A 20100-nucleotide genomic window follows, 5' to 3' on the forward strand; every position below is an offset into this window, starting at 1 on the left:
GGGTGCGGCCTGTGATCGACCCACACTAGGAGCTGTCCTTTGGCCTGTGACCTGTGGCTGGTCCCGCTCGTCGACGTGTTGTGCCACACCCCGGACAACCCGTTCGCCGAGGAACTCGCGCACTACAACAACGCGCTGGCCGCGGCCGGTCTCCCGCCGGTGCCGGTGTACCAGTACATGCCGGGCCTGTCCGGCGAGGTCGCCCCGGTGGCCGGATTCGACTACGACGCGCTGCACTTCCTGCGCCGGGCCTATCTGCTCCAGGTGTGCGGGCTGCCGGTGACCCCGGTGGACGAACTGGGCGGCGACTACGAGCAGCTGCTGGAGATGTTCGAGTCGACGGCCCAGCAGTCCCACCTGGTGTGGCACTACGACCACGCGGGCGCCTACGTCCCGGTCGACTTCCCGAGCCCGCTGTCCAGCGACGAACTCCTCGCCGGAGGCGGCCCGTTGGGCTCCTCCCAGGCCCTGCTCAGGGAGCTGGAACTCGTTGCCCCGACGATCGGCATCGACCCGGCCAACCCGCCGACGGCGCCGGCACCGCCGTCGGGCCCCACCGAGTTGGAGGAGCCCGCGGTACCGGCGCCCTACGACCCCAGCCCCTTCGCCCGCGAGCGCCACGTGTGGCTCGGCCTGCACGCGGCGGCGACGCGGTCCCTGGCACAGGGGTCGATGATCGTGTTCAGCTGACGACGCCGACGATCAGCAGCCGACGATCAGAAGGTGCCCGCGTTGAGCGCCTGCTGCAGATGCCGGGTGGTGTCGGGACCCCACTGGCCGTCGACGCCAGAGCCGACCTTCTTCTGCAGGGCTCGGACCGTGTTCGGGCCGACCACGCCGTCCGCGGTCACCCCCAGGTAGCTCTGGAGCGCCTTCTTCGTCTGCGGCCCGAAGCCACCGTCCACGGACAGCTTCGCGCCGTGCTGGTTGAGCGCGCGCTGCAGCGCGGAACAGGTCGCGGGCCCGAAGTCTCCGTCGACCTCCAGCTGGCCGCCGGACGGCGGACGCGGGGTGGGCGGCTGCGGCTTGGTGCCGCCCTTGAGCGCGGCCTCCATCGCCGCCGCCGAGGCCGGCCCGTACTCACCGTCGACCGTGAGGCCGTACTTCGCCTGGAAGGCACGCACCGCCGTGTCGGTGGCCGGCCCGAAGTCGCCGTCGACGTCCAGCCCGGACCCCATGACCGTGTTCAGGTTCTGCTGGAGCGTCTTGACCGCGTCGCCCGTGGAACCCTTGCGCAGGATGCCGTCCGAGGCGGGCAGCGGGCTGGCGTCGCCGTAGCTGGGGCGGCCGTAGCCGACGATGGTGCTGGAGTTGCGCAGCCGCCGCATGCACTGGTCGCTGGTGTTGCCCTCGATGGTGGTGATGGTGCCATCGGAGTGCACCGCCTCGACGACACCGACGTGGTCGATGGCGCCGATGGACTGGCTGCCGCTCCAGTCGAAGAAGACGACGTCGCCCGAGCGTATGCCGCCGGTCCCGTAGTGCCACAGGCCCCGCGACTGGAACGACTGCGCGTGGGCGACGGTGTACGCGAACTTGCCGCCGATCGCGGCCAGGTTGTCCGAGTGGGCGGCGGCGTAGCTGACCGTCATGTCGCACCAGGCGTCATTCATGCCGTACCACTCGGTGATCTTGTTGTGGTTCGAGCCGGGCGGGTACTCCGCGGTGCCCAGCAGGCTGCGCATCTGCGCGAGCATTCCGTCTACAGACCCCATGTCACGCCTCCCCGTTCTCGGGGAGAGCGTCGATGTCGCCCTTGACGATGACGTTCGGGTCCTGGCTCACGCCGGACTGGTCCGGGTCGACGTCGAAGATTCCGGCGCCGCCGCGTGGTTCGACGGGCTTGGCGCCGGCCGCAGCAGCGAGCTGCGCTCCGTTCTCAGGCATGGAGTTCCCCCTAATGTGCAGAGACAGGCACGATCCGCCGTACCTCGTCATGTCCATGAGTCTGCTGTGCCGGTACGCGCACGTCGTTGGCACTGCGCGCACAGTTTCTTGGCAGGTGGCGTCCCCACACCCCGGAAACACCCGCGCGAAAACGCGTCGGCGTGGTCCCGTAGGCGGCACGGAACGCCCGGCTGAAATCGGCCGCCTGCGCGAACCCCCACCGCGCCGCGACCACATGGACGGGCAGGTGACGCAGCCCCGGATCGGCCAGGTCGCGCCGGCACCGCTCCAGCCGCTGGCCCTTGATCCATGACGCGACGGTGAGTCCCTGACGCTGGAAGAGCCGGTGCAGATAGCGGGTGGAGATGTGGTGCGCCGCGGCGACCCGGTCCGGCGTGAGCCCTTCCTCTCCCAGGCGCTGCACGATGTACGCCTGGATGCGCGGAAGCAGTGCCGAGTCACCGAGCCCCTCGTCGAGGAGGAGCGCGACCAGGTCGGACACCACGGCACCGAGCCGCAGTTCGTCACCGGGCCGGTACGGGGCGGTGTCCGCCGCCAGACCGGCGAGAAACCCCGCCACGAGCTGGGCCGGCCCGGGCCGACGGCCCAACTCCCGTGCCACGAGACCGTCATGCGGCTGCGGGCGACCCGCCAGACGCGTCGCGAGCACCGTGTTCGACGCCCCGGCCAGCCGTATGCGGAACGGCCGCCCCGAGTCGAGCAGCACGAACCCGCCCGCTTCGATCCGCGCGATCCGCCCTGCCTGCTCCAGCTCCAGTTCCCCGTCCTGCACCAGCACGAGGTGCCAGCCGGCCACTCGCCCGTCCCCCCGCACCTCTGCGGCGGGCCCTCTTACGGCAAACAGCCGGACGGAACCCAACTCCCTTACCGTTCCCCCGGGCTGCTCCCCCTGATCGGTCCGGGCGTCGCCCGGTCTCTCGTACAGTCCGCCCAACGCCTGAGCCCATGCTTCCACGAGCCTCTGTCCCCCTTGGAAAGATCAAATACGCAGAGGCCAGGAATACCAGCCGGTCGCCCCGGATCATCGTCGGCTTGCCGCAGAGCGGTCAGGGTTGGGCATCCGCCCGGAGCGCGGTGCGCAGCAGCAGGGTGTGTACGAGGCGGTCGGGGGCGGTGGGCGGATAGCGCCAGGTGAGGGGCCACGTCTGGCCTTCGAGGGCGGGGATCGGGATGAAGCTGATCCGGTACGGGCCGCTCGTCAGCCGGGTGACGTCTTCCGGCCAGCTGTGGCGGGCGGTACTTCCGGCCGCGACGAGGAAGTAGACACAGCGCCGCCCGCTGCCGGACTCCACCACCGGTCCCGGATCGCCGCCGGTCATCCGAGCCAGCCTGTCGGCGACCTCGCGCCCGTGGTCCCCGTCGAGCCGCACCGCGTCGAATTGGACCCCTGCCTTGCGGAGTTGGATGCCGGTGGCGGGAATCCATTCAAGGGTGGGGTCACTTTGCGTATTCATGGGGCCAGTGTCAGTGGCGGGCGCTACCTTCTTCCATAACTCTCTGTCGACCCTTCGCAACGGTCGAGAGTCGACGCGGAGTGCCGATGACCGGTTGAGTTCGGTTGAGTCCGGGGGTGACCGCATGGCGCGGGCGGAGAACAAGGTGGAGGCAGGCGGCACGGCACTTCTCGTTGCCGCTTTGGCGAAAGCACTGCGTGAGCAGCACGGCCTGACTCAGGAGGAGTTGGGCAAGCGGATCGGCTACACGGCGTCCGCAATCAGCGCGATGGAGACTTGTGCGCAGCCCGCCAGCGACAAGATGCTGGTGGCGTTGGAGAAGGAAATCGGGGGCGGACTGGGGATCTTCGAGAAGGCACGGAAGTTCATCCTTCTCGACAAGTACCCGCCGCAGTTCAAGAACTTCGCGCTGATGGAGCGGGAGGCGGTCTCGTTGTCGTCGTACCAGACGTACGTGATCGACGGCCGCTTTCAAACCCCGGAATACGCCCGCGCACTCATCGGTGGCGGGTTTCCCAAGCTCCCTGACGCCAAGGTGGAGGAGCTGGTCGAGGCGCGTATTGCTCGCCGGGCGTTGCTGGACCGTACGGATCCCACGCCCATGATCGAGCTGATCCTGGACGAGTCAGCGCTTCGTCGGCCGATCGGCGGCTGGGAAGTGCTGCAGGACCAGCTGCGCTCGCTCGCGGAGGACGCGGAGCGGGACAACGTCAGCATCCAAGTGATGCCCATGGAACGCGGGTTGAGAGGCGGACACGCGGGCACGCGAGGCGACATGGTGCTGGTGGTGACGAAGGAACATCACCACGTGGTCTACATGGAGATCGAAGACGAGAGCGTGCTGGTCAGCGATCCCGCAAAGGTCGCTCACCTCACGCACCGGTATGCGAAGATCCGCACACAGGCTCTGAGCCGGGACGACTCGCTAAGCCTTATCCAGAAGCTGGCAGGAGAAGAGCGGACATGACGAGCACCCTGCGGTGGTTCAAGTCGAGCTACAGCAACGACAGTGGCGGCGATTGCATCGAAATAGCCCCCTGCCCCCACACCATCCACATCCGGGACTCCAAGAACCCCGACGGGCCCAGGCTGTCGGTCTCCCCCACAGCCTGGACCGCGTTCCTAGGTCACTCGCAGGGGTCGGCGGCAGGCTCCGCCGACTCGGGCGTACCCGGCGTCGCCTGACTGAGCTTGGCGGCCAGCGCGTCCGCCTTCTCGCCCGCCAGCTCGTCGCGGAGCGCATAGTTGGGGTCGGCCGAGGGGAGGGCGGACTCCTCGGCGGAGGCCCCGCTCTGGGTCTCGCCCTCGAACTCGCCCTGCCCCAGCACCTCGTGGTCGTAGGGGATCGTGGACTCGCCCCCCAGGCCTCGCCACTCGCCGGGGATCGGTTCGTCTCCGGCCGGGCAGCGGGGCGCCTGCCACTGGAGGGCCATGACATAGGTGTGGCCGGGCTCGATGCGGGGCTCGTGCGCCCCGGACATCTCCACGCGCTGGCCGTCCTCGGTCTGGTGCCACCCGAAGGCGTCCCACTCGAAGGTGGAGGGCGCCGCGTGCGCGGGCTTGTCCTTGGACCAGAGGACCTTGTCGACCCGTAGCGTGACCTTCCGCATGATCGGGCCGGAGCCGCCCTCGGGGTTGTCGGGGTCGCTGGTGTCCGGCTCGACCGCCTGGTCGTCGAGGGCGGTGACGACGACGGCGTGGTCGGCGTACGTCACCCAGTCCTGGGCGGTCCTGGACGGGTAGCGGTCGTTCCCCTCGGCGAGGATGACCCCCTGGTCCTTGGCCTGGTCCTTGGCCTGGTCATGGTCGGCGGACCCGCCGTACGTCGCGGCGACCACGGACAACGCGGTCACGGCGAGCGCGGCGGTCGTACCGACGGCGATACCTGTCCTTCTCTTCATCCTGGGCCCCCGTCAGTACGTGTTGTTGATGTTGCGCACCTGGTTGCTGCCGAGCCCTTCCGAGCCGACGGACTTCTTCATGCAGCCCAGGCGGGAGTCCTGCATGCCCACGACGGGAGAGGCGTCCTCACCGTGGACGAAGCCGACGGCGTGCCCGGTCTCGTGGCAGACCAGACCGGAGGACCAGTGGCCCGGCTCGATCTTCACGTACTGCTGGTCGCACTTGTAGACGCCCGAGGCGGGGTTCTCGCAGTAGGTGAAGCCGTTGTCACTGCCGGAGACGGTTCCCTCGCTGTAGTAGATGTCCGTCTCGGCGTCACCGGACCAGGAGGGCGTCGAGTCGTAGCTGACCGACAGGTCGGTGGGCGCGTACTGGCTGTTCAGCACGTCCCTGACGGTGGCCTTGTCGTCGGACTCCAGCGCGTTGCTGCCGCCGGAGTCCATGTAGTACGTGAGGGTGGCGTTGTCGGTCTGGCAGAGAATGCCCTTGCGACACGGCACGTCGTAGTGGCTGGTCGGGATCATGTTGTCGACGGCCCGCGCCGCTTCGGCGTCGGCGTCGTCGGCGGGGCTGGACGGAGCCGTGGCGAACAGGGCTCCTACGGCAAAGGCGATCACGCCGGCTGCCCGACCGGCATGGCGAAGAGTGGCACGCGTCAATGTTTCCCCCGTTGAAAGTTGCCAGGTGCATGCCCATTAGGTCATCGGGCGATCAACCGACGCAAGCAACATTCACATGCGGAACATCAGGAACCTGAACCCGAACTTGCCCACGGGGAAGGGCACTTGGTGGTCTCGGCAGCCTTCAGGGCCTTCTTGATCCGGCGCCGCTCCAGCTGCAGCTGGTCGCCCTGGTAGACCCCCGGCTCCAGACTCGCGCGCTCGGGGACGGCGATGAGCAGATGCTGCCCGGGCTGCACCTTCCGCTGCGCGTCCGTCACGCCCGGGTCGACGACGTCGAGGGTGATCCGGCGGTCCCCCTGGGCCGGTTTGAGCCATTCCGTGGCCTCGACCGTCACCGAGATGTGCCCCTTGTGCCGGGTGGACGGGCTGACCGAGGCCACATCGCCGATGACCATCGTCGTGGAACAGGCGACCCACTCGGCGGCGGTCTGGCCGCGGTCCCCCTCGGCCGGCCCCTCACCACCACAGGCGGAGAGGGCGAGGGTTCCAACGGCCAGACCGATGACGGCAGTTCGGATCCGGGTCACTGGATCGGTCTCCTTCGTGGTGTGCGGTGAACGTCTTCAGCACGGAACACCACTACGACGCCGACCAGCGATCAAACGTTCATCTCAGAACACCGGAGTTCCGGCCTGCGTCAGCTTCCAGTTGGTGACCGCGAAGTCCGCCGGGTCGAGCGTCTTCTTCGCCGTCACGTAGTCGATCATCAGCTGACGTATCTCGTTGGTGGAGCTGTAGGCGATCGGCGCCGAGGCGATGTGCGGGTAACCGGAACCGCCGTTCGCCCGGTAGTTGTTGACCGCCACGACGAAGACCTGGTCGTCGGCGACCGGGGCGCCGTTGTAGCTCAGGTTCTTGATGCGCGAACCCTCCGCCTGCGCGATGTCGATCTCGTAGTCGACGCCCGCCGCCGTGTCGTACATGTAGTCCCAGAACTTGTTGGCGTTCGTGAGCGTGGCCGTGTCCACCTTCGTGCCGGCCGGGACCTGGTAGTAGTACTTCGCCCCGTACTCCAGGTACTCCTTGAGCTGGGCACCCGTCAGCTTCTTGCCGTACAGGGTGTTGTCGTAGATGTAGAGCCCGGCGATGTCCTTGATGGTCACGCTGCCCTGGGGGATGTCGGCCGTGCGGCTGAAGGGCGCGGCGACGGAGATGAGCGGGAGCGCCGCGTCCGCCGTCGAAAGTCCCGCCTTCACGCTGTCCATCTGCACCTTGTGGATGAAGTCCATGATCGGCACGTCCTTCCAGCAGGACTCGGCCGCCGAGAGGTCCGCGGTGCAGGTGCCGACCGCCGTGTTGACGTACTTCACGACCAGCTCGTGGTCGGCCTCCAGGAGCTTCTTGATCTCCGGGTCCTCGTCCACCGTGTTGGGGTTGAGGGTCTGCGCCGTCTTGCTCGTGACCTTCCACTGGCCGTGGTGCAGTTCCAGCTCGAAGTCGAAGACGCTCAGGCGGTAGCCCCAGCAGTACGGCTCGGAGAGCAGGACGTCCTCGCCGGTCTCCTCGTTCTTCACCGTGTACGACGGGACCTCGACGTGGGTGTGGCCGACGAGGATCGCGTCGATGCCGGGCACCTGCTGGGCGACGAGGTTGGAGGCGTTCTCCACGTAGGGGAGTTCGTCGCCGTAGGAGGAGGAGCCGTCGAGGCCCGAGTGGTCGGTCAGGAAGACGACGTCACAGCCGAGCGCGCGCAGCCGGGGCACGTACTTCTTCGCCTGCTCGACCAGGCCGGGGAAGACCATCTTCCCGCTGACGTTGTCCTTGTCCCACAGCGCGATACCGGGGTTGGTGAGGCCCAGGATGCCGACCTTGATGTCCGGGGCGCCCGGCACACAGATCCGCTTCACGGTGTAGGGCTGGAAGGCGGGCCGAAGGGTCTTCGCGTCCAGGGCGTTGGCGCCGAGCAGCGGGAAGTGACACTGGCTCTCGAACTTGCGCAGCGTGTCGATGCCGTAGTTGAACTCGTGGTTGCCGAGGGCGGCCGCGTCGTACCGCATGGCGTTCATGGCGACGGCCATCGGGTGCTTGGGGCCGCGCTTGCCGTCGGTGCCCGTGATCGGGTCGACGCGCGCGAAGTAGTAGGCGAGCGAGGTCCCCTGGATGATGTCGCCGGCGTCGACGAGCAGCACGCGGTGCTCGCCCTTCGCCTCGCGCTGCTGCTTGATGAGGGTGGCCACCCGGGCCACGCCCACGGAGTTGCCCGCCTTGTCGGTGTAGGCGGCGTCCTTGTAGTAGTCCCAGTCGAAGACGTGGCTGTGCAGGTCGGTGGTGCCCAGGATGGAGAACGACCAGGTGCGGGGCGTCTTTTCGGGCTGGTGACCGGCTTCCGCGGCCTCGGCGGTGCCGGTGCCGACCGCACCCGCGGCGGCGACGGCGGCGCCGGTGACGGCCGACTTCTGCAGGAAGGTACGGCGGTTGAGCGGCTGGGCGGGCATGACAGGCTCCCGAGAGGCTGGGGTTGACGCGAGCAGAGGGGCGTACCGTGCGGGGGCTACCCGCGTAGATCGTGCTCGCGCCCGCCAGTGGCGGGAACCAGGAACAGGCCATGTCCAGGTCAAGGATGGGTCAGTTGCCGCCTCGGTCGTCTCCTGCCGGAACAGCCGTGGACGCGTGGTTCGGCTCCGCTGCCGGCGGTTCGTCGGCGGCGGGCGGAATCCAGGAACAGGCCAGGGAGCCGCCGATCAGGCCGGTGAACACGCCGAAAAAGAGGCCACCGAGGTTCGCGACGGGCAAGGAGGCGAGGGCGAGCAGGAGGGTGGCGATCCCGGAGAACAGGCGAAGGTGGGGTTGGTACCAGAGGCTGAGCCCCAGGGTGATGAGCAGGACTCCGATGACCAGGGACCCGGCACCGGGGGTGGTCGACATGGCCAGCGGAATGGCGCCGATGTCCAGGTTCACGTACGGCCAGTACAGGATGGGCAGCCCCGCCGCCAGGGTGAAGAGCCCGGCCCAGAAGGGGCGTTCACCACGCCAGGCGCGGAACCTGCGGCGTGCGTGCGCCGCTGCCGCGCGGATACGGGGGCGTTCGGCGGTTTCGCCCCGCCCAGGGGTCAGGAGCATTCGTGGCGGCCCTGCTCGATCCGCACGCGCAGGCCGGGGACGTTGAACGTACCGGCGGTGAGCGCGACCGCGGTCACGTGGACGTCGGTCAGGGTGACCGACGTGGCCTGCTGCCCGAAGCCGCTGGGGTCGAAGAAGCGCGAGTCCCTGTCGCCCGGATTGACCGGTCCCTTGGTGATCTCGCCTTGCGCGATACCCATGTCGAAGTTCCGGAAATCCGCCTCCCCGGCCGACTGGGACGTCGTGTCGAGGAACAGGTTCGACGCCTGGACCGGGCGTTCGTTCCCGCCGGTGATCTTCAGAGTCTGCGGGCCCAGCACCGGGACGTCGATCAGTACGGACTGGCACAGCCCGCTGATCGTCGCGCGCCGGGATCCGACGACCTGGACCGGCACCAGCTCGCCCCGCTTGGTCACGTCCACCATGCCGTAGCTGCTGAGTCCGCGAGAGGTCAGCGTGTCCGCGGTGACCTGGAACCTCTTGCCGGAAATGAGGAACGACGCCGCCAGTGCCCCCTCTCCCATGACGATGCCGAGGGTTGCGCAGGCCGCGACGCCGGGCACCAGGACCGCCGCGAAGCGTCGCCAGTGGGTCCTGCCGACGCGGTGCGACATCCCGGCTCCTTCGGTCATGGAGGGGATCAATCTTCAACCCGACAAGGCGGACATTTCCCCTGCTCCAGTGCCGGATCCTAGGCTTCCAGCCGCAGCAACCGGCCACACGCCGGGCCCGCCGTACGGGTGACGCACGTGTCAGGGGCGGCCGATGAGCCGGATCTCCGGCGGCCACAGCACCCTGCTCGCCACCAGCAGCGAGGGCCCGAGATGGATCGGGCACACCGGCAGCGACGGCAGGTCGTACCGGGCGACCTCGAACACGGCGGGGTCGGAGCAGCCCGTACCGACGGACTGCGCCCCCTCACCCCCGTACGGCCCCCGGCACCGCACCGTCCGGTGGTTGCTCATACTCCGATTGCACCGCGCGGAACGCAGGACCGCCCGCCGATCACGCCTGGGGGCGGATCGGCTGGCGGTTCTGGTGTCGCAGCCGGTCAGACCGGGATGTGGAGGGTGGCCGAGATCGGTTCGGGTGTAGCGAGCAACGAGGCACCGCCCTGATCGGTGACGATGGTGTTCTCGTACTTCACGCTCTGCAGGAACCGCGTCTGTCCCGACGGGCAGCTGAAGCTACCCGGTCCGGGCGGGCTCAGGGTCAGGCTCCCGGTGGTCTGACCGTTGCGCACGGGGAACACGCCAGAGGTGATCTGCGGGGTTTCGGTGGTCTGCTTGTTTCTTGCCTTGGGGTGATTGCCACCGTTGTTGAAGCACTGGTAGTTCTCTTTCGCTGCGACTGGATGTCGCGTGCGAAGAGAGCCGTACCGTGCGTCACGGAGAAATCACGAAATGTGACCTGAATGCCCAAAACATGGCCCCCGCCGGACAGCGTCCGACGGGGGCCACAGGCCATGCGGTTGCCTACAGGAACGAGTTGATCTCGATGGTCTCGTCCCGGCCCGGGCCCACGCCGATCGCGGAGATCGGGGCGCCGGACATCTCCTCCAGCGCCTTGACGTAGTTCTGGGCGTTCTTCGGCAGGTCGGAGAAGGACTTCGCCTTGGTGATGTCCTCGGACCAGCCCGGCAGGGTCTCGTAGACCGGCTTCGCGTGGTGGAAGTCGGACTGCGAGTACGGCAGCTCCTCGACGCGCTTGCCATCGATCTCGTACGCCACGCAGACCGGGATCTGCTCCCAGCCGGTGAGCACGTCCAGCTTGGTGAGGAAGAAGTCGGTCAGGCCGTTCACGCGGGTCGCGTAGCGGGCGATGACCGCGTCGAACCAGCCGCAGCGCCGGTCACGGCCGGTGGTGACACCCCGCTCGCCGCCGATCCGGCGCAGCGCCTCGCCGTCCTCGTCGAAGAGTTCGGTCGGGAACGGGCCGGCGCCGACACGGGTCGTGTAGGCCTTGAGGATGCCGATCACGCGGCTGATCTTCGTCGGGCCCACGCCGGCGCCGGTGCAGGCACCGCCCGCAGTCGGGTTCGAGGAGGTGACGAAGGGGTACGTGCCGTGGTCGATGTCGAGCAGGGTGCCCTGACCGCCCTCGAACAGCACGACCTTGTCGTCCTCCAGCGCCTGGTTGAGGACCAGCACGGTGTCGGTGACGTACGGCTTGATCTGCTCGGCGTAGCCCAGCAACTCCTCGACGACCTGGTCGGCGGCGATCGCGCGCCGGTTGTACAGCTTGGTCAGGAGCTGGTTCTTGACGTCGAGGGCGGCTTCGACCTTCTGCAGAAGGATCGACTCGTCGTACAGGTCCTGGACCCGGATGCCGACGCGGTTGATCTTGTCCGCGTAGGTCGGGCCGATGCCGCGGCCGGTCGTACCGATCTTGCGCTTGCCGAGGAAGCGTTCCGTCACCTTGTCGACGGTCACGTTGTACGGCGTGATGATGTGCGCGTTACCGCTGATCAGGAGCTTGGACGTGTCGACGCCACGCTCGTTCAGACCGCTCAGCTCGGAGAGCAGGACCGACGGGTCGACGACGACACCGTTGCCGATGACCGGCGTACAACCGGGAGAGAGGATTCCGGAAGGGAGAAGGTGGAGTGCATACTTCTGGTCGCCCACTACCACCGTGTGGCCGGCGTTGTTGCCGCCCTGGTAGCGCACTACATAGTCCACCGAGCCACCGAGCAGGTCGGTGGCCTTCCCCTTGCCTTCGTCACCCCACTGAGCACCGAGCAGCACAAGTGCGGGCACGCGCGTACACCCCTTCCGGGCGGGGCATGTCCAAGGTCGGGGGCAGGGGCGTAAGGTTCACCGCCGCGTACCACCGCGACCGCCTTTGGTCGCACAACCGTCGGACCGGATGCCCCGGAATAGACGAAGCCCCTGGCGCAATAGCGCAAGGGGCTCTTGCACAAAGATGCTACCCGAGGAAGCGAGGCAGGACCGAGGTGGCGACTTTCGCGACGTCCGATCAGCTGCTGGTGATCATCGATCCGGCGGCCCCGCAGACGGACGGGGAGTCCGTCCGGATCGCGAAAGACGTGCTCAGCGCGGGTGCGACCACCAAGGTGTGTCTGCCGGACAGCCCCGAGGAATTCGCCCGGGCGCTCGGCCGGCGAGGGTCCCGGCGCCCGGTCGTGGTCGGCGACGACCGGGCGCTGGTCCGCGCGGTGACCCTGCTGCACCGCCACCGCGAGCTGGCCGGATGTGCGCTGTCGGTGGTGCCGGTCGGTGGTGCGGCCCTGGCGGAGTCCCTCGGCGTGCCCGCCGGTGCGGTGGCGGCCGCGCGGGCCGTGCTGGACGGGGCGGAGCGGCGCCTGGACCTGCTCGTGGACGACAGCGACGGGGTGGTCCTGGGCACGCTGGGCATCCCGTCGGCCCCGGTGCGGGCGGCGGCCGCCGTCGAGCCGGTGGGCGCCGCCTCGGGGCGTCCCTGGCTGCGGACGACGTACCGCTCCCTGGTGCGCACCCTGGCCCCCCGCCCGGCCCGCCTCTCGGCCGTACCGGCCCCGGGCCCCGCCCGGCTCCGGGTGGAGGTCGACGGGGCGACGGTGGTCGACCTGGACCAGCCGGTGGAGGCCGTGTCGGTGACGCCCGGCTCCTGCGGGATCGCCGACGTGGAGGTCCGGCCGCTGTCGCTGGGCGCCGAGGCGACCCCGCTGCTGGCCCGTGGCCGCACGGTGACGGTGATCGGGTCGGACTTCCGCTACCGGGCCGACGCGCAGGTCTCGGGGCCCGTACGACGCCGGACGTGGACCGTACGCGAGGCGGCCTGGGCGCTGACGCTGCCCGCCCACGCCTGAGCCGACAGGCCTCTAAAGGTCTGGTGACAAATATTTAACCGTGCCGACCCCTTGAGGGACCGGTTCACCCTCCACCATCCTGCTCCATCAAGGCGCGGTTGCGTCCGCGCGTGACGGTCAGGAAGGGGCCACCCGATGGCAGTGGACGAGGGCGTCGCCCCGGCGGCGAAGACGGACGACGACGGCACGGTTCATCGGCTGAAACCCAACGCCGTCGGCTTGCTCGGCGTGGTGTTCATGGCCGTCGCCACGGCCGCGCCGATCACCGCGATGACCGGCAACGTGCCCTTCATGGTGTCCTCGGGGAACGGCATCGGGGCGCCCGCAAGCTATCTCGTGGCAATGGTCGTCCTGGCAATCTTTTCCGTGGGTTTCACGTCGATGGCGAAGCACATCACGTCCACCGGCGCCTTCTACGGCTTCATCTCCTACGGCCTCGGCCGCACCGTCGGCCTCGCCTCGGGACTGCTCGCGACCTTCGCGTACGTCGTCTTCGAGCCCGCGCTGATCGGGATCTTCTCCACCTTCGCCACCACCACCCTCAAGGACCAGACGGGGCTCGACATCCCGTGGTGGGCCTTCGCGATCCTGATGCTGGCGATCAACGCCACCGGCACCTGGTTCGGGGTGAGCGTCGCCGAGAAGCTGCTGGTGGTGCTGCTGGCGACCGAGGTGACCGTGCTGGCCGCGATGGCCGTCTCGGTCGCCTTCCACGGCGGCGGACCGCACGGCTTCACCTTCGCGCCGGTCAACCCCGTCAACGCCTTCAAAGGCACGTCCGCCGGGCTCGGGCTCTTCTTCGCCTTCTGGTCCTGGGTCGGCTTCGAGTCGACGGCGATGTACGGCGAGGAGTCCCGCGACCCGAAGAAGATCATCCCCAAGGCGACGATGATCAGCGTCCTGGGCGTCGGCGTCTTCTACGTCTTCGTCTCCTGGATGGCCATCTCGGGCACCGGCGTGAACAGCGCCGTGCAGGTGGCGACCAAGGACCCGATGGGCCTCTTCTTCAACCCCACCGAGCGCTACGTCGGCCACTGGGCGGTCGACGTCATGCAGTGGCTGATGATCACCGGCTCGCTGGCCTGCGGCATGGCCTTCCACAACTGCGCCGCCCGCTACATGTACGCCCTGGGCCGCGAGGGCGTCCTGCCGTCCCTGAAGAACACCGTCGGCCGCACCCACCCCCGGCACGGCTCCCCGCACATCGCGGGCCTGGTGCAGACGGTGGTGAGCGGGCTGCTGGTGGGCGCGTTCTGGGCCGCGGGCAAGGACCCGTACAACGGCACGTACGTCCTGCTCGCCATCCTCGGCACCATGGCGATCCTCGTCGTCCAGGCCGTGTGCTCGTTCGCGGTGCTGGTCTACTTCCGCAGGAACCACCCCGAGAGCCGGCACTGGTTCCGGACCTCCGCCGCCCCGCTGATCGGCGGCATCGCGATGCTCGCGGTGGTCGTGCTGCTGGTGTCCAACATGGGCGTGGCGGCCGGCTCGGAGTCCGGCTCACTGGTCCTGAAGGCGACGCCGTGGCTGGTCGCACTGATCGCGGCGGGCGGCATCGGCTACGCGCAGTACCTCAAGCGACGCTCGCCGGAGCGGTACGCGCTGCTGGGGCGGACGGTGCTGGAGGAGACGAAGGAACGTTAGCCGAACCTCTCCTCGCGGTACGCCCGCCAGCGTTCCATCATCTCCGCGACGTCCCGCTCGATGAACTCGAAGAAGGCGAGCGTCTCGGCCAGCCTGCGCCCGGCCGGTGTGTCGGCGCCCAGGCTGGCCACGCCGTCTCTGAGGGCGTTCTCCCAGCGCTTGATGATCGCCTCGCGGTTGGTGAGCGCCTCGTACCACTGGTCGCTGTGCACCCGGTACCGCTCCCGGCGGGAGCCCGGCTCCCGCTCGCGGGACACCATGTGCACCTGGGCGAGGTAGCGCACGGCACCGGAGACGGCCGCGGGGCTGATCCTCAGCTGGTCGCCCAGCTCGGCCGAGGTCAGGGCGCCGGTGTCGGAGGCGAGCAGCGCGCCGAAGACCCGGGAGGGCATGCGCGGCATCCCCGAACATGACCAAGGCCATCACGGTCTCCGGACTCCGCAAGTCCTTCGGCCGTACCCACGCGCTCGACGGCCTCGACCTCGACGTCGAGACCGGCGAGGTCCACGGCTTCCTCGGCCCCAACGGCGCCGGCAAGTCGACCACCATCCGTGTCCTGCTCGGCCTGCTGCGCGCGGACTCGGGCGCGGCACAGGTGCTGGGCCGCGACCCGTGGACGGACGCGGTGGAGGCACACCGCCGGATCGCCTACGTCCCCGGCGACGTGACGCTGTGGCGGAACCTGTCGGGAGGCGAGGTCATCGACCTCTACGGCCGTCTGCGCGGCGGGTTGAACGCGGGGCGCCGCGCGGACCTGATCGACCGCCTCGAACTGGACCCCGCCAGGAAGGGCCGCACCTACTCCAAGGGCAACCGGCAGAAGGTCGCCCTGGTCGCCGCCTTCGCCTCGGACGTGGACCTGCTGATCCTGGACGAGCCGACGTCGGGCCTGGACCCGCTGATGGAGGAGGTCTTCCGGCGCTGCGTGGCGGAGGAGCGGGAGCGGGGCCGCACGATCCTGCTCTCCTCGCACATCCTCAGCGAGGTCGAGGAACTCTGCGACCGGGTCAGCATCATCCGCAAGGGCCGGACCGTGGAGACCGGCTCGCTCGCCGACCTGCGCCACCTGACGAGGACGAGCGTGAGCGCCGAACTCGCGGGCCCGCCCAACGGGTTGGCGCACCTGCCCGGCGTCCACGACCTGGACGTGCAGGGCCACCGGGTCCGCCTCCAGGTGGACACGGACCAACTGGACGCGGTCCTCCACCAGTTGAGCGAGTCGGGCGTACGCTCCCTGACCTCGACCCCGCCGACGCTGGAGGAGCTGTTCCTGCGCCACTACCAGGATCACGACGAGGCGGCGGCGCGATGACGACGTTCACGGGCACGGGAGTGCTGCTGCGTTTCTCACTGCGTCGCGACCGGGTGCTGATCCCGGTCTGGCTCGCGGTGAACGGGCTGATTTCCTCCCCTTGCGGTGCTGCTGGTGGCCGGCGGGCTGGCGGGGCTGCGCAGGCGGAACCTGCCGACGTGAGGGTGCTCCTCAGTCCACGTACTGCTTCAGTTCCTCGGTGTCGAGTTCGATGCCGACGGGGTCAGGGAGGGTGACCTTGTCACCGAGCATGGCCACGTGGATGTCTCGGTACCCGACCTCCAGGTCCGGGTTGCTGTGCACGAGGATCGAAAGATTCTCACGGTCGATCAGCACGTAGACGGGGATACCCGCCTCGGCGTACGCCCGGGGCTTCTCCACTCGATCGCGGTTGTGGGTGTCTGAGTCGTACGACGTAATCTCGACCGCCATCAGCGCGCCGTCAGGGTCCGCCCAGTTGCCCTTTCCCGTGTAGTGACCCGCCGGCGCGAGCACGCCGTCAGGCTTGGCACGACCGTTGCGATACGCCCCGACCTTCAGCCCGCGGTCCGGATAGAGGGTGAGTTCAGGCCGCGCATGCTTGCACTGGAAGACCAACCACATCGTGATCTCGTCGTGGTTGCCGTTCGTCACCTTCTTGACTCCGATCCGTCCATCGATGAACTCGAAACTGACGGTCTCGTCCTCACGAGCGGCGAATTCGGCGATCCGCTCGAACATGTCCACCGACAACTGAGATGACGCGCGCTCTGCCATAACCGTCATGGTGCCTCCCTTCGCAGGCAGGCACCAGCTTGGCGAGCCGCCGGTGACGACCACCCGGAATCGTTCAGTGATCATCCAAACGGGTGATCACCTCACCTCAGTGCTCAGCCCCTCCAACCCCCGGATCACAAAGTTCGGCTTCCTCTCCGGCTCCTCCGCCAGGCTCAATGTGGGGGCCTTGTCCAGCAATGCCGTCATGGACGCCGCCAGTTCAATACGAGCCAGCGGCGCTCCGATGCAGTAGTGGATGCCCGCGCTGAACGAGATGTGGGGGTTGTCCTTGCGGGTGAGGTCGAGCCTCTCGGGGTTCTGGAAGACCTCCGGGTCGTGGTTGGCGGAGCCGAAGAGCATGGCTACCTCCGCGCCCCTGGGGATCGTCGTGCCGTCGATCTCGATCTCGTCCAGCACCCAGCGTTCGAAGAGCTGGAGCGGGGTGTCGTAGCGCATCAGCTCCTCGATGGCCGAGGGGACGAGGGAGTGGTCGGCGCGGAGGGCCGCCAGCTGGGGCGGGTTGCGGAACAGGGCGTACCAGCCGTTGACCGTGGCGTTGACGGTGGCCTCGTGGCCGGCGTTCAGCAGCAGCACGGCCGTGGAGATCATCTCCTGCTCGGTCAGCCGGTCGCCCTCGTCGTGGGCGGCGATGAGCCCGGAGATCAGGTCGTCGCCCGGCTCCTTGCGGCGCTCGGCGATCAGTTCGCGGAGGTAGTCCGAGAACTCGACCGATGCGCGGACGGCCCGCGCTGCCGTCTCCTCCGACGGGTTCAGCTCGTACATCCCGCAGATGTCCGCCGACCAGGGCCGCAGCGGGGCCCGGTCGGACTCCGGGATGCCCAGCATCTCGGCGATGACGGCGACCGGGAGCGGCTCGGCCACGTCCGTGAGCAGATCGCCCCCGCCCGCCGCGACCAGCCGGTCCACCAGCTCGCCGGCGAGCTTCGCCACGTACGGCTTGAGCTGCTCGACCGTACGCGGTGTGAACGCCTTCGACACCAGCCGACGGATCCGGGTGTGGTCCGGCGGCTCCAGGTCGAGCATCCCGTGGTCGTTGAGCGTGTGGAACGGCTCGTGCGCCGCCGGGGGTGCGGTACGCCCGAAGTCCTCGTGCGTGAACCGGTGCTGGTACGTGCGGCCGAGGCGCCGGTCCCGCAGCAGCGCCGAGACGTCGGCGTGCCGCGGGACCAGCCACTGATTCGTGGGCTCGTAGTAGTGCACCCGGCCCTTGGCGCGCAGCTCGGCGTACGCGGGGTACGGGTCGGCCAGGAAGTACGGGTCCCAGGGATCGAAGGCTGCCATGCACGGACGTTAGACCGACGATCCCCCTCCTGACCAGGGGTGTCTCAGCGGCTCACGCCGGGTTGGGCAGGCCAGGCCGTGGCAGTCCCCGACCACCTGGGCCGCGGCGTTGACCTCACCGTTCCTGACGTCGAGACAGTGCTGCTCGGCGCCGCCGTCGCCCGCCTACCCAGGTGTCACCAGCCGCGCCTCGTACGCGAACACCGCCGCCTGGGTACGGTCCCTGAGCCCCAGCTTCACCAGGATCCGGCTCACATGGGTCTTGATCGTCGACTCCGCCACCACCAGCCGCTCGGCGATCTCCGCGTTCGACAGGCCCTGCGCGATCAGGACCAGCACCTCCGTCTCCCGCTCCGTCAGCTCCCCGTACGCCGCCTGCGCCGAGGGCATCATGCGCGGAGCCTCCGACAGCCGGGAGAACTCCGTGATCAGCCGCCTGGTGACCGAGGGGGCGAGCAGCGCCTCACCGGAGGCCACCACCCGTACCCCGTCGGCCAGTTGGCGGGCCGAGGCGTCCTTCAGGAGGAAGCCTGAGGCTCCCGCGCGCAGCGCCTGGTACACGTACTCGTCCAGGTCGAACGTGGTCAGCACCAGCACCTTCGCCGTGTCGTCCGCCGCGACGATCTCCCTCGTCGCCTCGATGCCGTTCAGCTCCGGCATACGGATGTCCATCAGCACCACGTCCGGCGCCAGCTCCCGCACCCGCTCGACCGCCTGGCGGCCGTTGACGGCCTCGCCGACGACCTCGATGTCCGGCATCGCGTTCAGCAGGACCGAGAAGCCCTCGCGCACCATCATCTGGTCGTCCGCGATCAGTACGCGGATCGTCATGCCTCACCCTCGATCGCGGCGTCGGCCGCCGGCACCGGCAGGAACACCGTCACCTCGTACCCTCCGTCGGCCGTCGGGCCCGTCGTCATCTCCCCGTTCAGCATCGAGACCCGCTCCCGCATCCCCGTGATGCCGTGCCCGGCGCCCGGCGAGGGCTTCAGCAGGGCCGAGGCCGGCGGCGGGCCGTTGACTATGCGCAGGCCCAGGCCACCGAGCACATACCCGATCTCGACCCGCGCGCCCGCCTCCGGAGCGTGCCGCAGCGTGTTGCTCAGCGCCTCCTGCACGATCCGGTACGCCGACAGCTCCACGCCCTGCGGCAGTTCGCGCACCGCGCCGGTCACCGCCTTCTCCACCTCGAGCCCGGCCTCCCGCACATTGGCCAGCAGCCCGTCCAGGTCGGCGAGGGTGGGCTGCGGGGCGTCCGGCGCCTCGTAGTCCTCCGCGCGGACCACTCCCAGGACCCGGCGCAGCTCGGTCAGGGCCGCCACCGCGTTCTCCCGGATGGTGGCGAACGCCTTCTCCAGCTCCGGCGGGGGGTTCTCCACCCGGTAGGGCGCGGCCTCCGCCTGGATGGCGACCACCGACATGTGGTGGGCGACCACGTCGTGCAGCTCGCGGGCGATGGTCGTGCGCTCCTCCAGCAGCGTGCGCCGCGAACGCTCCACCGCGGTCACCGTCTGCTGGGCGGTCACCTCCTGCTGGGCCTCCCTGCGTATCTGCCGGACGGTGACGACCAGCAGGATCAGCGCGGAGAGGATCAGCATCGGGCCGACGTTGGTGTCGTAGTGGCTCCAGCCGAAGGCGCTCTCGGCGACGAAGCCGTAGGCCCCGGTCAGCACCCACATCCAGGCCGCCGTGCGCGGGCGGGTGCGCAGCGCGACGACCGTGAGCACCACCAGGTGGGACAGGAAGCTGCCCGGCGCCCACGGCCAGTCGCCCCAGTTGCCGCCGGTCATGACGGCGGTGACCGTGGTCGCGGCAAGGGAGAACCAGAACGCTCCCACCGGACGAGCCAGGGTCAGCAGGACCGGCCCCAGGGCCAGCAGCCCGCACAGCAGCGGCAGCAGTCCGGAGTCGTCCGTCCCTCCCACGGCGAGGAGCGCCGCCAGCGTGCCGAGGGCGCCCACGACCGCGTGCGGTGTCCAGTCCGCGTACTCCTTCAGCCGGCCGCCACGGCGGGCGAGCCGGCCGTCGGCGTCCCTGCGGGGCAGCGGGCGGTAGGCGAAGGCGTCGTGGAACAGGTCCTGCCGCAGCCCGCGCAGGGCATCCGCGGCGAGCCGGAACTCGGGGCTGCGCGGCCTCGCGGCTCCGCCCTGCGGTGTCGGCTGCGTGTGCGTCGTCTCGGTCACATGGAAAACGGTAGGGCCCGGGCGGGGTAGCGGTCGTCCCCTCGGAGGGGGGTCCTTGGGGATCCTTCTCAGGTACTACAGGTAG

24 protein-coding genes are annotated in these 20100 nt (G+C 69.1%); 6 read left to right on the forward strand and 18 right to left on the reverse strand.

Annotated features, from left to right (window positions below; genetic code table 11):
• The first annotated feature begins 39 nt into the window (after positions 1–39).
• Positions 40–690, forward strand: a complete 651-nt coding sequence (locus CRP49_RS11455; protein ID WP_097253277.1) for a hypothetical protein — start codon at positions 40–42, stop codon at positions 688–690.
• Between the two features lie 26 nt (positions 691–716).
• Here the strand turns inward: CRP49_RS11455 and CRP49_RS11460 are convergent, their stop codons facing one another.
• The 4 genes from CRP49_RS11460 to CRP49_RS11470 all read right to left on the reverse strand — a co-directional run bounded on the left by CRP49_RS11460 (position 717) and on the right by CRP49_RS11470 (position 3362).
• Positions 717–1715 (reverse strand): peptidoglycan-binding protein, encoded by a 999-nt coding sequence (locus tag CRP49_RS11460; protein ID WP_097253278.1) that lies wholly within the window; start codon positions 1713–1715, stop codon positions 717–719.
• Position 1716: 1 nt separating this feature from the next.
• Complete coding sequence (locus tag CRP49_RS46790; RefSeq protein ID WP_179851585.1) at positions 1717–1887, reverse strand: hypothetical protein; 171 nt, start codon at positions 1885–1887, stop codon at positions 1717–1719.
• A 10-nt stretch (positions 1888–1897) separates the two neighbouring features.
• Complete coding sequence (locus CRP49_RS11465; RefSeq protein WP_097253279.1) at positions 1898–2863, reverse strand: helix-turn-helix domain-containing protein; 966 nt, start codon at positions 2861–2863, stop codon at positions 1898–1900.
• A 91-nt stretch (positions 2864–2954) separates the two neighbouring features.
• A complete protein-coding gene (locus CRP49_RS11470; RefSeq protein ID WP_097253280.1) occupies positions 2955–3362 on the reverse strand; it encodes a hypothetical protein in 408 nt (135 codons plus the stop codon).
• Between the two features lie 124 nt (positions 3363–3486).
• Between CRP49_RS11470 and CRP49_RS11475 the strand changes: the two genes are divergently transcribed.
• Both CRP49_RS11475 and CRP49_RS11480 read left to right on the forward strand, forming a co-directional pair.
• Positions 3487–4329 carry a helix-turn-helix transcriptional regulator gene (locus tag CRP49_RS11475; protein WP_097253281.1) on the forward strand — a complete coding sequence of 281 codons (843 nt, stop codon included), beginning with the start codon at positions 3487–3489 and terminating at the stop codon, positions 4327–4329.
• Positions 4326–4547 (forward strand): DUF397 domain-containing protein, encoded by a 222-nt coding sequence (locus CRP49_RS11480; RefSeq protein ID WP_097253282.1) that lies wholly within the window; start codon positions 4326–4328, stop codon positions 4545–4547. Before CRP49_RS11475 ends, CRP49_RS11480 begins: the two co-directional genes overlap by 4 nt.
• On the opposite strand, the gene CRP49_RS11485 is transcribed toward CRP49_RS11480, so the two are convergent.
• The 9 genes from CRP49_RS11485 to CRP49_RS11525 all read right to left on the reverse strand — a co-directional run bounded on the left by CRP49_RS11485 (position 4490) and on the right by CRP49_RS11525 (position 11766).
• Complete coding sequence (locus tag CRP49_RS11485; protein WP_097253283.1) at positions 4490–5263, reverse strand: hypothetical protein; 774 nt, start codon at positions 5261–5263, stop codon at positions 4490–4492. The two genes, CRP49_RS11480 and CRP49_RS11485, sit on opposite strands and share 58 nt — an antisense overlap.
• Positions 5264–5275: 12 nt before the next feature.
• Positions 5276–5881, reverse strand: coding sequence for a hypothetical protein (locus tag CRP49_RS11490; RefSeq protein WP_097253284.1), 606 nt, complete (start codon positions 5879–5881; stop codon positions 5276–5278).
• 128 nt (positions 5882–6009) lie between these two features.
• Entirely contained in the window at positions 6010–6474 is a 465-nt protein-coding gene (locus tag CRP49_RS11495; RefSeq protein WP_097253285.1) for a hypothetical protein, read from the reverse strand.
• Positions 6475–6558: 84 nt separating this feature from the next.
• Positions 6559–8382, reverse strand: coding sequence for a bifunctional UDP-sugar hydrolase/5'-nucleotidase (locus tag CRP49_RS11500; RefSeq protein ID WP_097253286.1), 1824 nt, complete (start codon positions 8380–8382; stop codon positions 6559–6561).
• Positions 8383–8512: 130 nt separating this feature from the next.
• Positions 8513–9007, reverse strand: a complete 495-nt coding sequence (locus CRP49_RS11505; protein ID WP_097253287.1) for a DUF6114 domain-containing protein — start codon at positions 9005–9007, stop codon at positions 8513–8515.
• Positions 8998–9621, reverse strand: coding sequence for a DUF6230 family protein (locus CRP49_RS11510; RefSeq protein ID WP_097253288.1), 624 nt, complete (start codon positions 9619–9621; stop codon positions 8998–9000). Before CRP49_RS11510 ends, CRP49_RS11505 begins: the two co-directional genes overlap by 10 nt.
• Before the next feature lie 138 nt (positions 9622–9759).
• Positions 9760–9972 (reverse strand): hypothetical protein, encoded by a 213-nt coding sequence (locus CRP49_RS11515; RefSeq protein ID WP_097253289.1) that lies wholly within the window; start codon positions 9970–9972, stop codon positions 9760–9762.
• Between the two features lie 86 nt (positions 9973–10058).
• A complete protein-coding gene (locus CRP49_RS11520; RefSeq protein WP_143669980.1) occupies positions 10059–10250 on the reverse strand; it encodes a hypothetical protein in 192 nt (63 codons plus the stop codon).
• A 232-nt stretch (positions 10251–10482) separates the two neighbouring features.
• Positions 10483–11766 (reverse strand): adenylosuccinate synthase, encoded by a 1284-nt coding sequence (locus CRP49_RS11525; RefSeq protein ID WP_097253291.1) that lies wholly within the window; start codon positions 11764–11766, stop codon positions 10483–10485.
• Between the two features lie 197 nt (positions 11767–11963).
• Between CRP49_RS11525 and CRP49_RS11530 the strand changes: the two genes are divergently transcribed.
• Positions 11964–12818 carry a diacylglycerol kinase gene (locus tag CRP49_RS11530; RefSeq protein ID WP_097253292.1) on the forward strand — a complete coding sequence of 285 codons (855 nt, stop codon included), beginning with the start codon at positions 11964–11966 and terminating at the stop codon, positions 12816–12818.
• Positions 12819–12953: 135 nt separating this feature from the next.
• A complete protein-coding gene (locus CRP49_RS11535; protein WP_097253293.1) occupies positions 12954–14462 on the forward strand; it encodes an APC family permease in 1509 nt (502 codons plus the stop codon).
• On the opposite strand, the gene CRP49_RS11540 is transcribed toward CRP49_RS11535, so the two are convergent.
• Positions 14459–14863, reverse strand: a complete 405-nt coding sequence (locus CRP49_RS11540) for a GbsR/MarR family transcriptional regulator (RefSeq protein ID WP_097253294.1) — start codon at positions 14861–14863, stop codon at positions 14459–14461. The two genes, CRP49_RS11535 and CRP49_RS11540, sit on opposite strands and share 4 nt — an antisense overlap.
• A gap of 8 nt (positions 14864–14871) precedes the next feature.
• On the opposite strand from CRP49_RS11540, the gene CRP49_RS11545 reads away from it, so the two are divergent.
• Positions 14872–15774, forward strand: a complete 903-nt coding sequence (locus tag CRP49_RS11545) for an ABC transporter ATP-binding protein (protein WP_097253295.1) — start codon at positions 14872–14874, stop codon at positions 15772–15774.
• A 171-nt stretch (positions 15775–15945) separates the two neighbouring features.
• Here CRP49_RS11545 and CRP49_RS11550 read toward each other — a convergent pair whose 3' ends face one another.
• The 4 genes from CRP49_RS11550 to CRP49_RS11565 all read right to left on the reverse strand — a co-directional run bounded on the left by CRP49_RS11550 (position 15946) and on the right by CRP49_RS11565 (position 20015).
• Positions 15946–16539 (reverse strand): Uma2 family endonuclease, encoded by a 594-nt coding sequence (locus CRP49_RS11550; RefSeq protein ID WP_097253296.1) that lies wholly within the window; start codon positions 16537–16539, stop codon positions 15946–15948.
• Positions 16540–16626: 87 nt separating this feature from the next.
• On the reverse strand, positions 16627–17832 hold the full coding sequence (locus CRP49_RS11555; RefSeq protein ID WP_097253297.1) for a cytochrome P450: 1206 nt from the start codon (positions 17830–17832) through the stop codon (positions 16627–16629).
• Positions 17833–17997: 165 nt separating this feature from the next.
• Positions 17998–18663: a response regulator transcription factor gene (locus tag CRP49_RS11560; RefSeq protein ID WP_097253298.1), complete on the reverse strand. Its 666-nt coding sequence runs from the start codon at positions 18661–18663 to the stop codon at positions 17998–18000.
• Positions 18660–20015, reverse strand: coding sequence for a sensor histidine kinase (locus tag CRP49_RS11565; RefSeq protein WP_097253299.1), 1356 nt, complete (start codon positions 20013–20015; stop codon positions 18660–18662). The genes CRP49_RS11560 and CRP49_RS11565 overlap by 4 nt, the downstream gene beginning before the upstream one ends.
• Between the last annotated feature and the right edge of the window lie 85 nt (positions 20016–20100).

This window comes from Streptomyces sp. Ag109_G2-15 (assembly GCF_900215565.1).
In the GTDB taxonomy this organism is placed as follows: Bacteria; Actinomycetota; Actinomycetes; order Streptomycetales; family Streptomycetaceae; genus Streptomyces; species Streptomyces diastatochromogenes.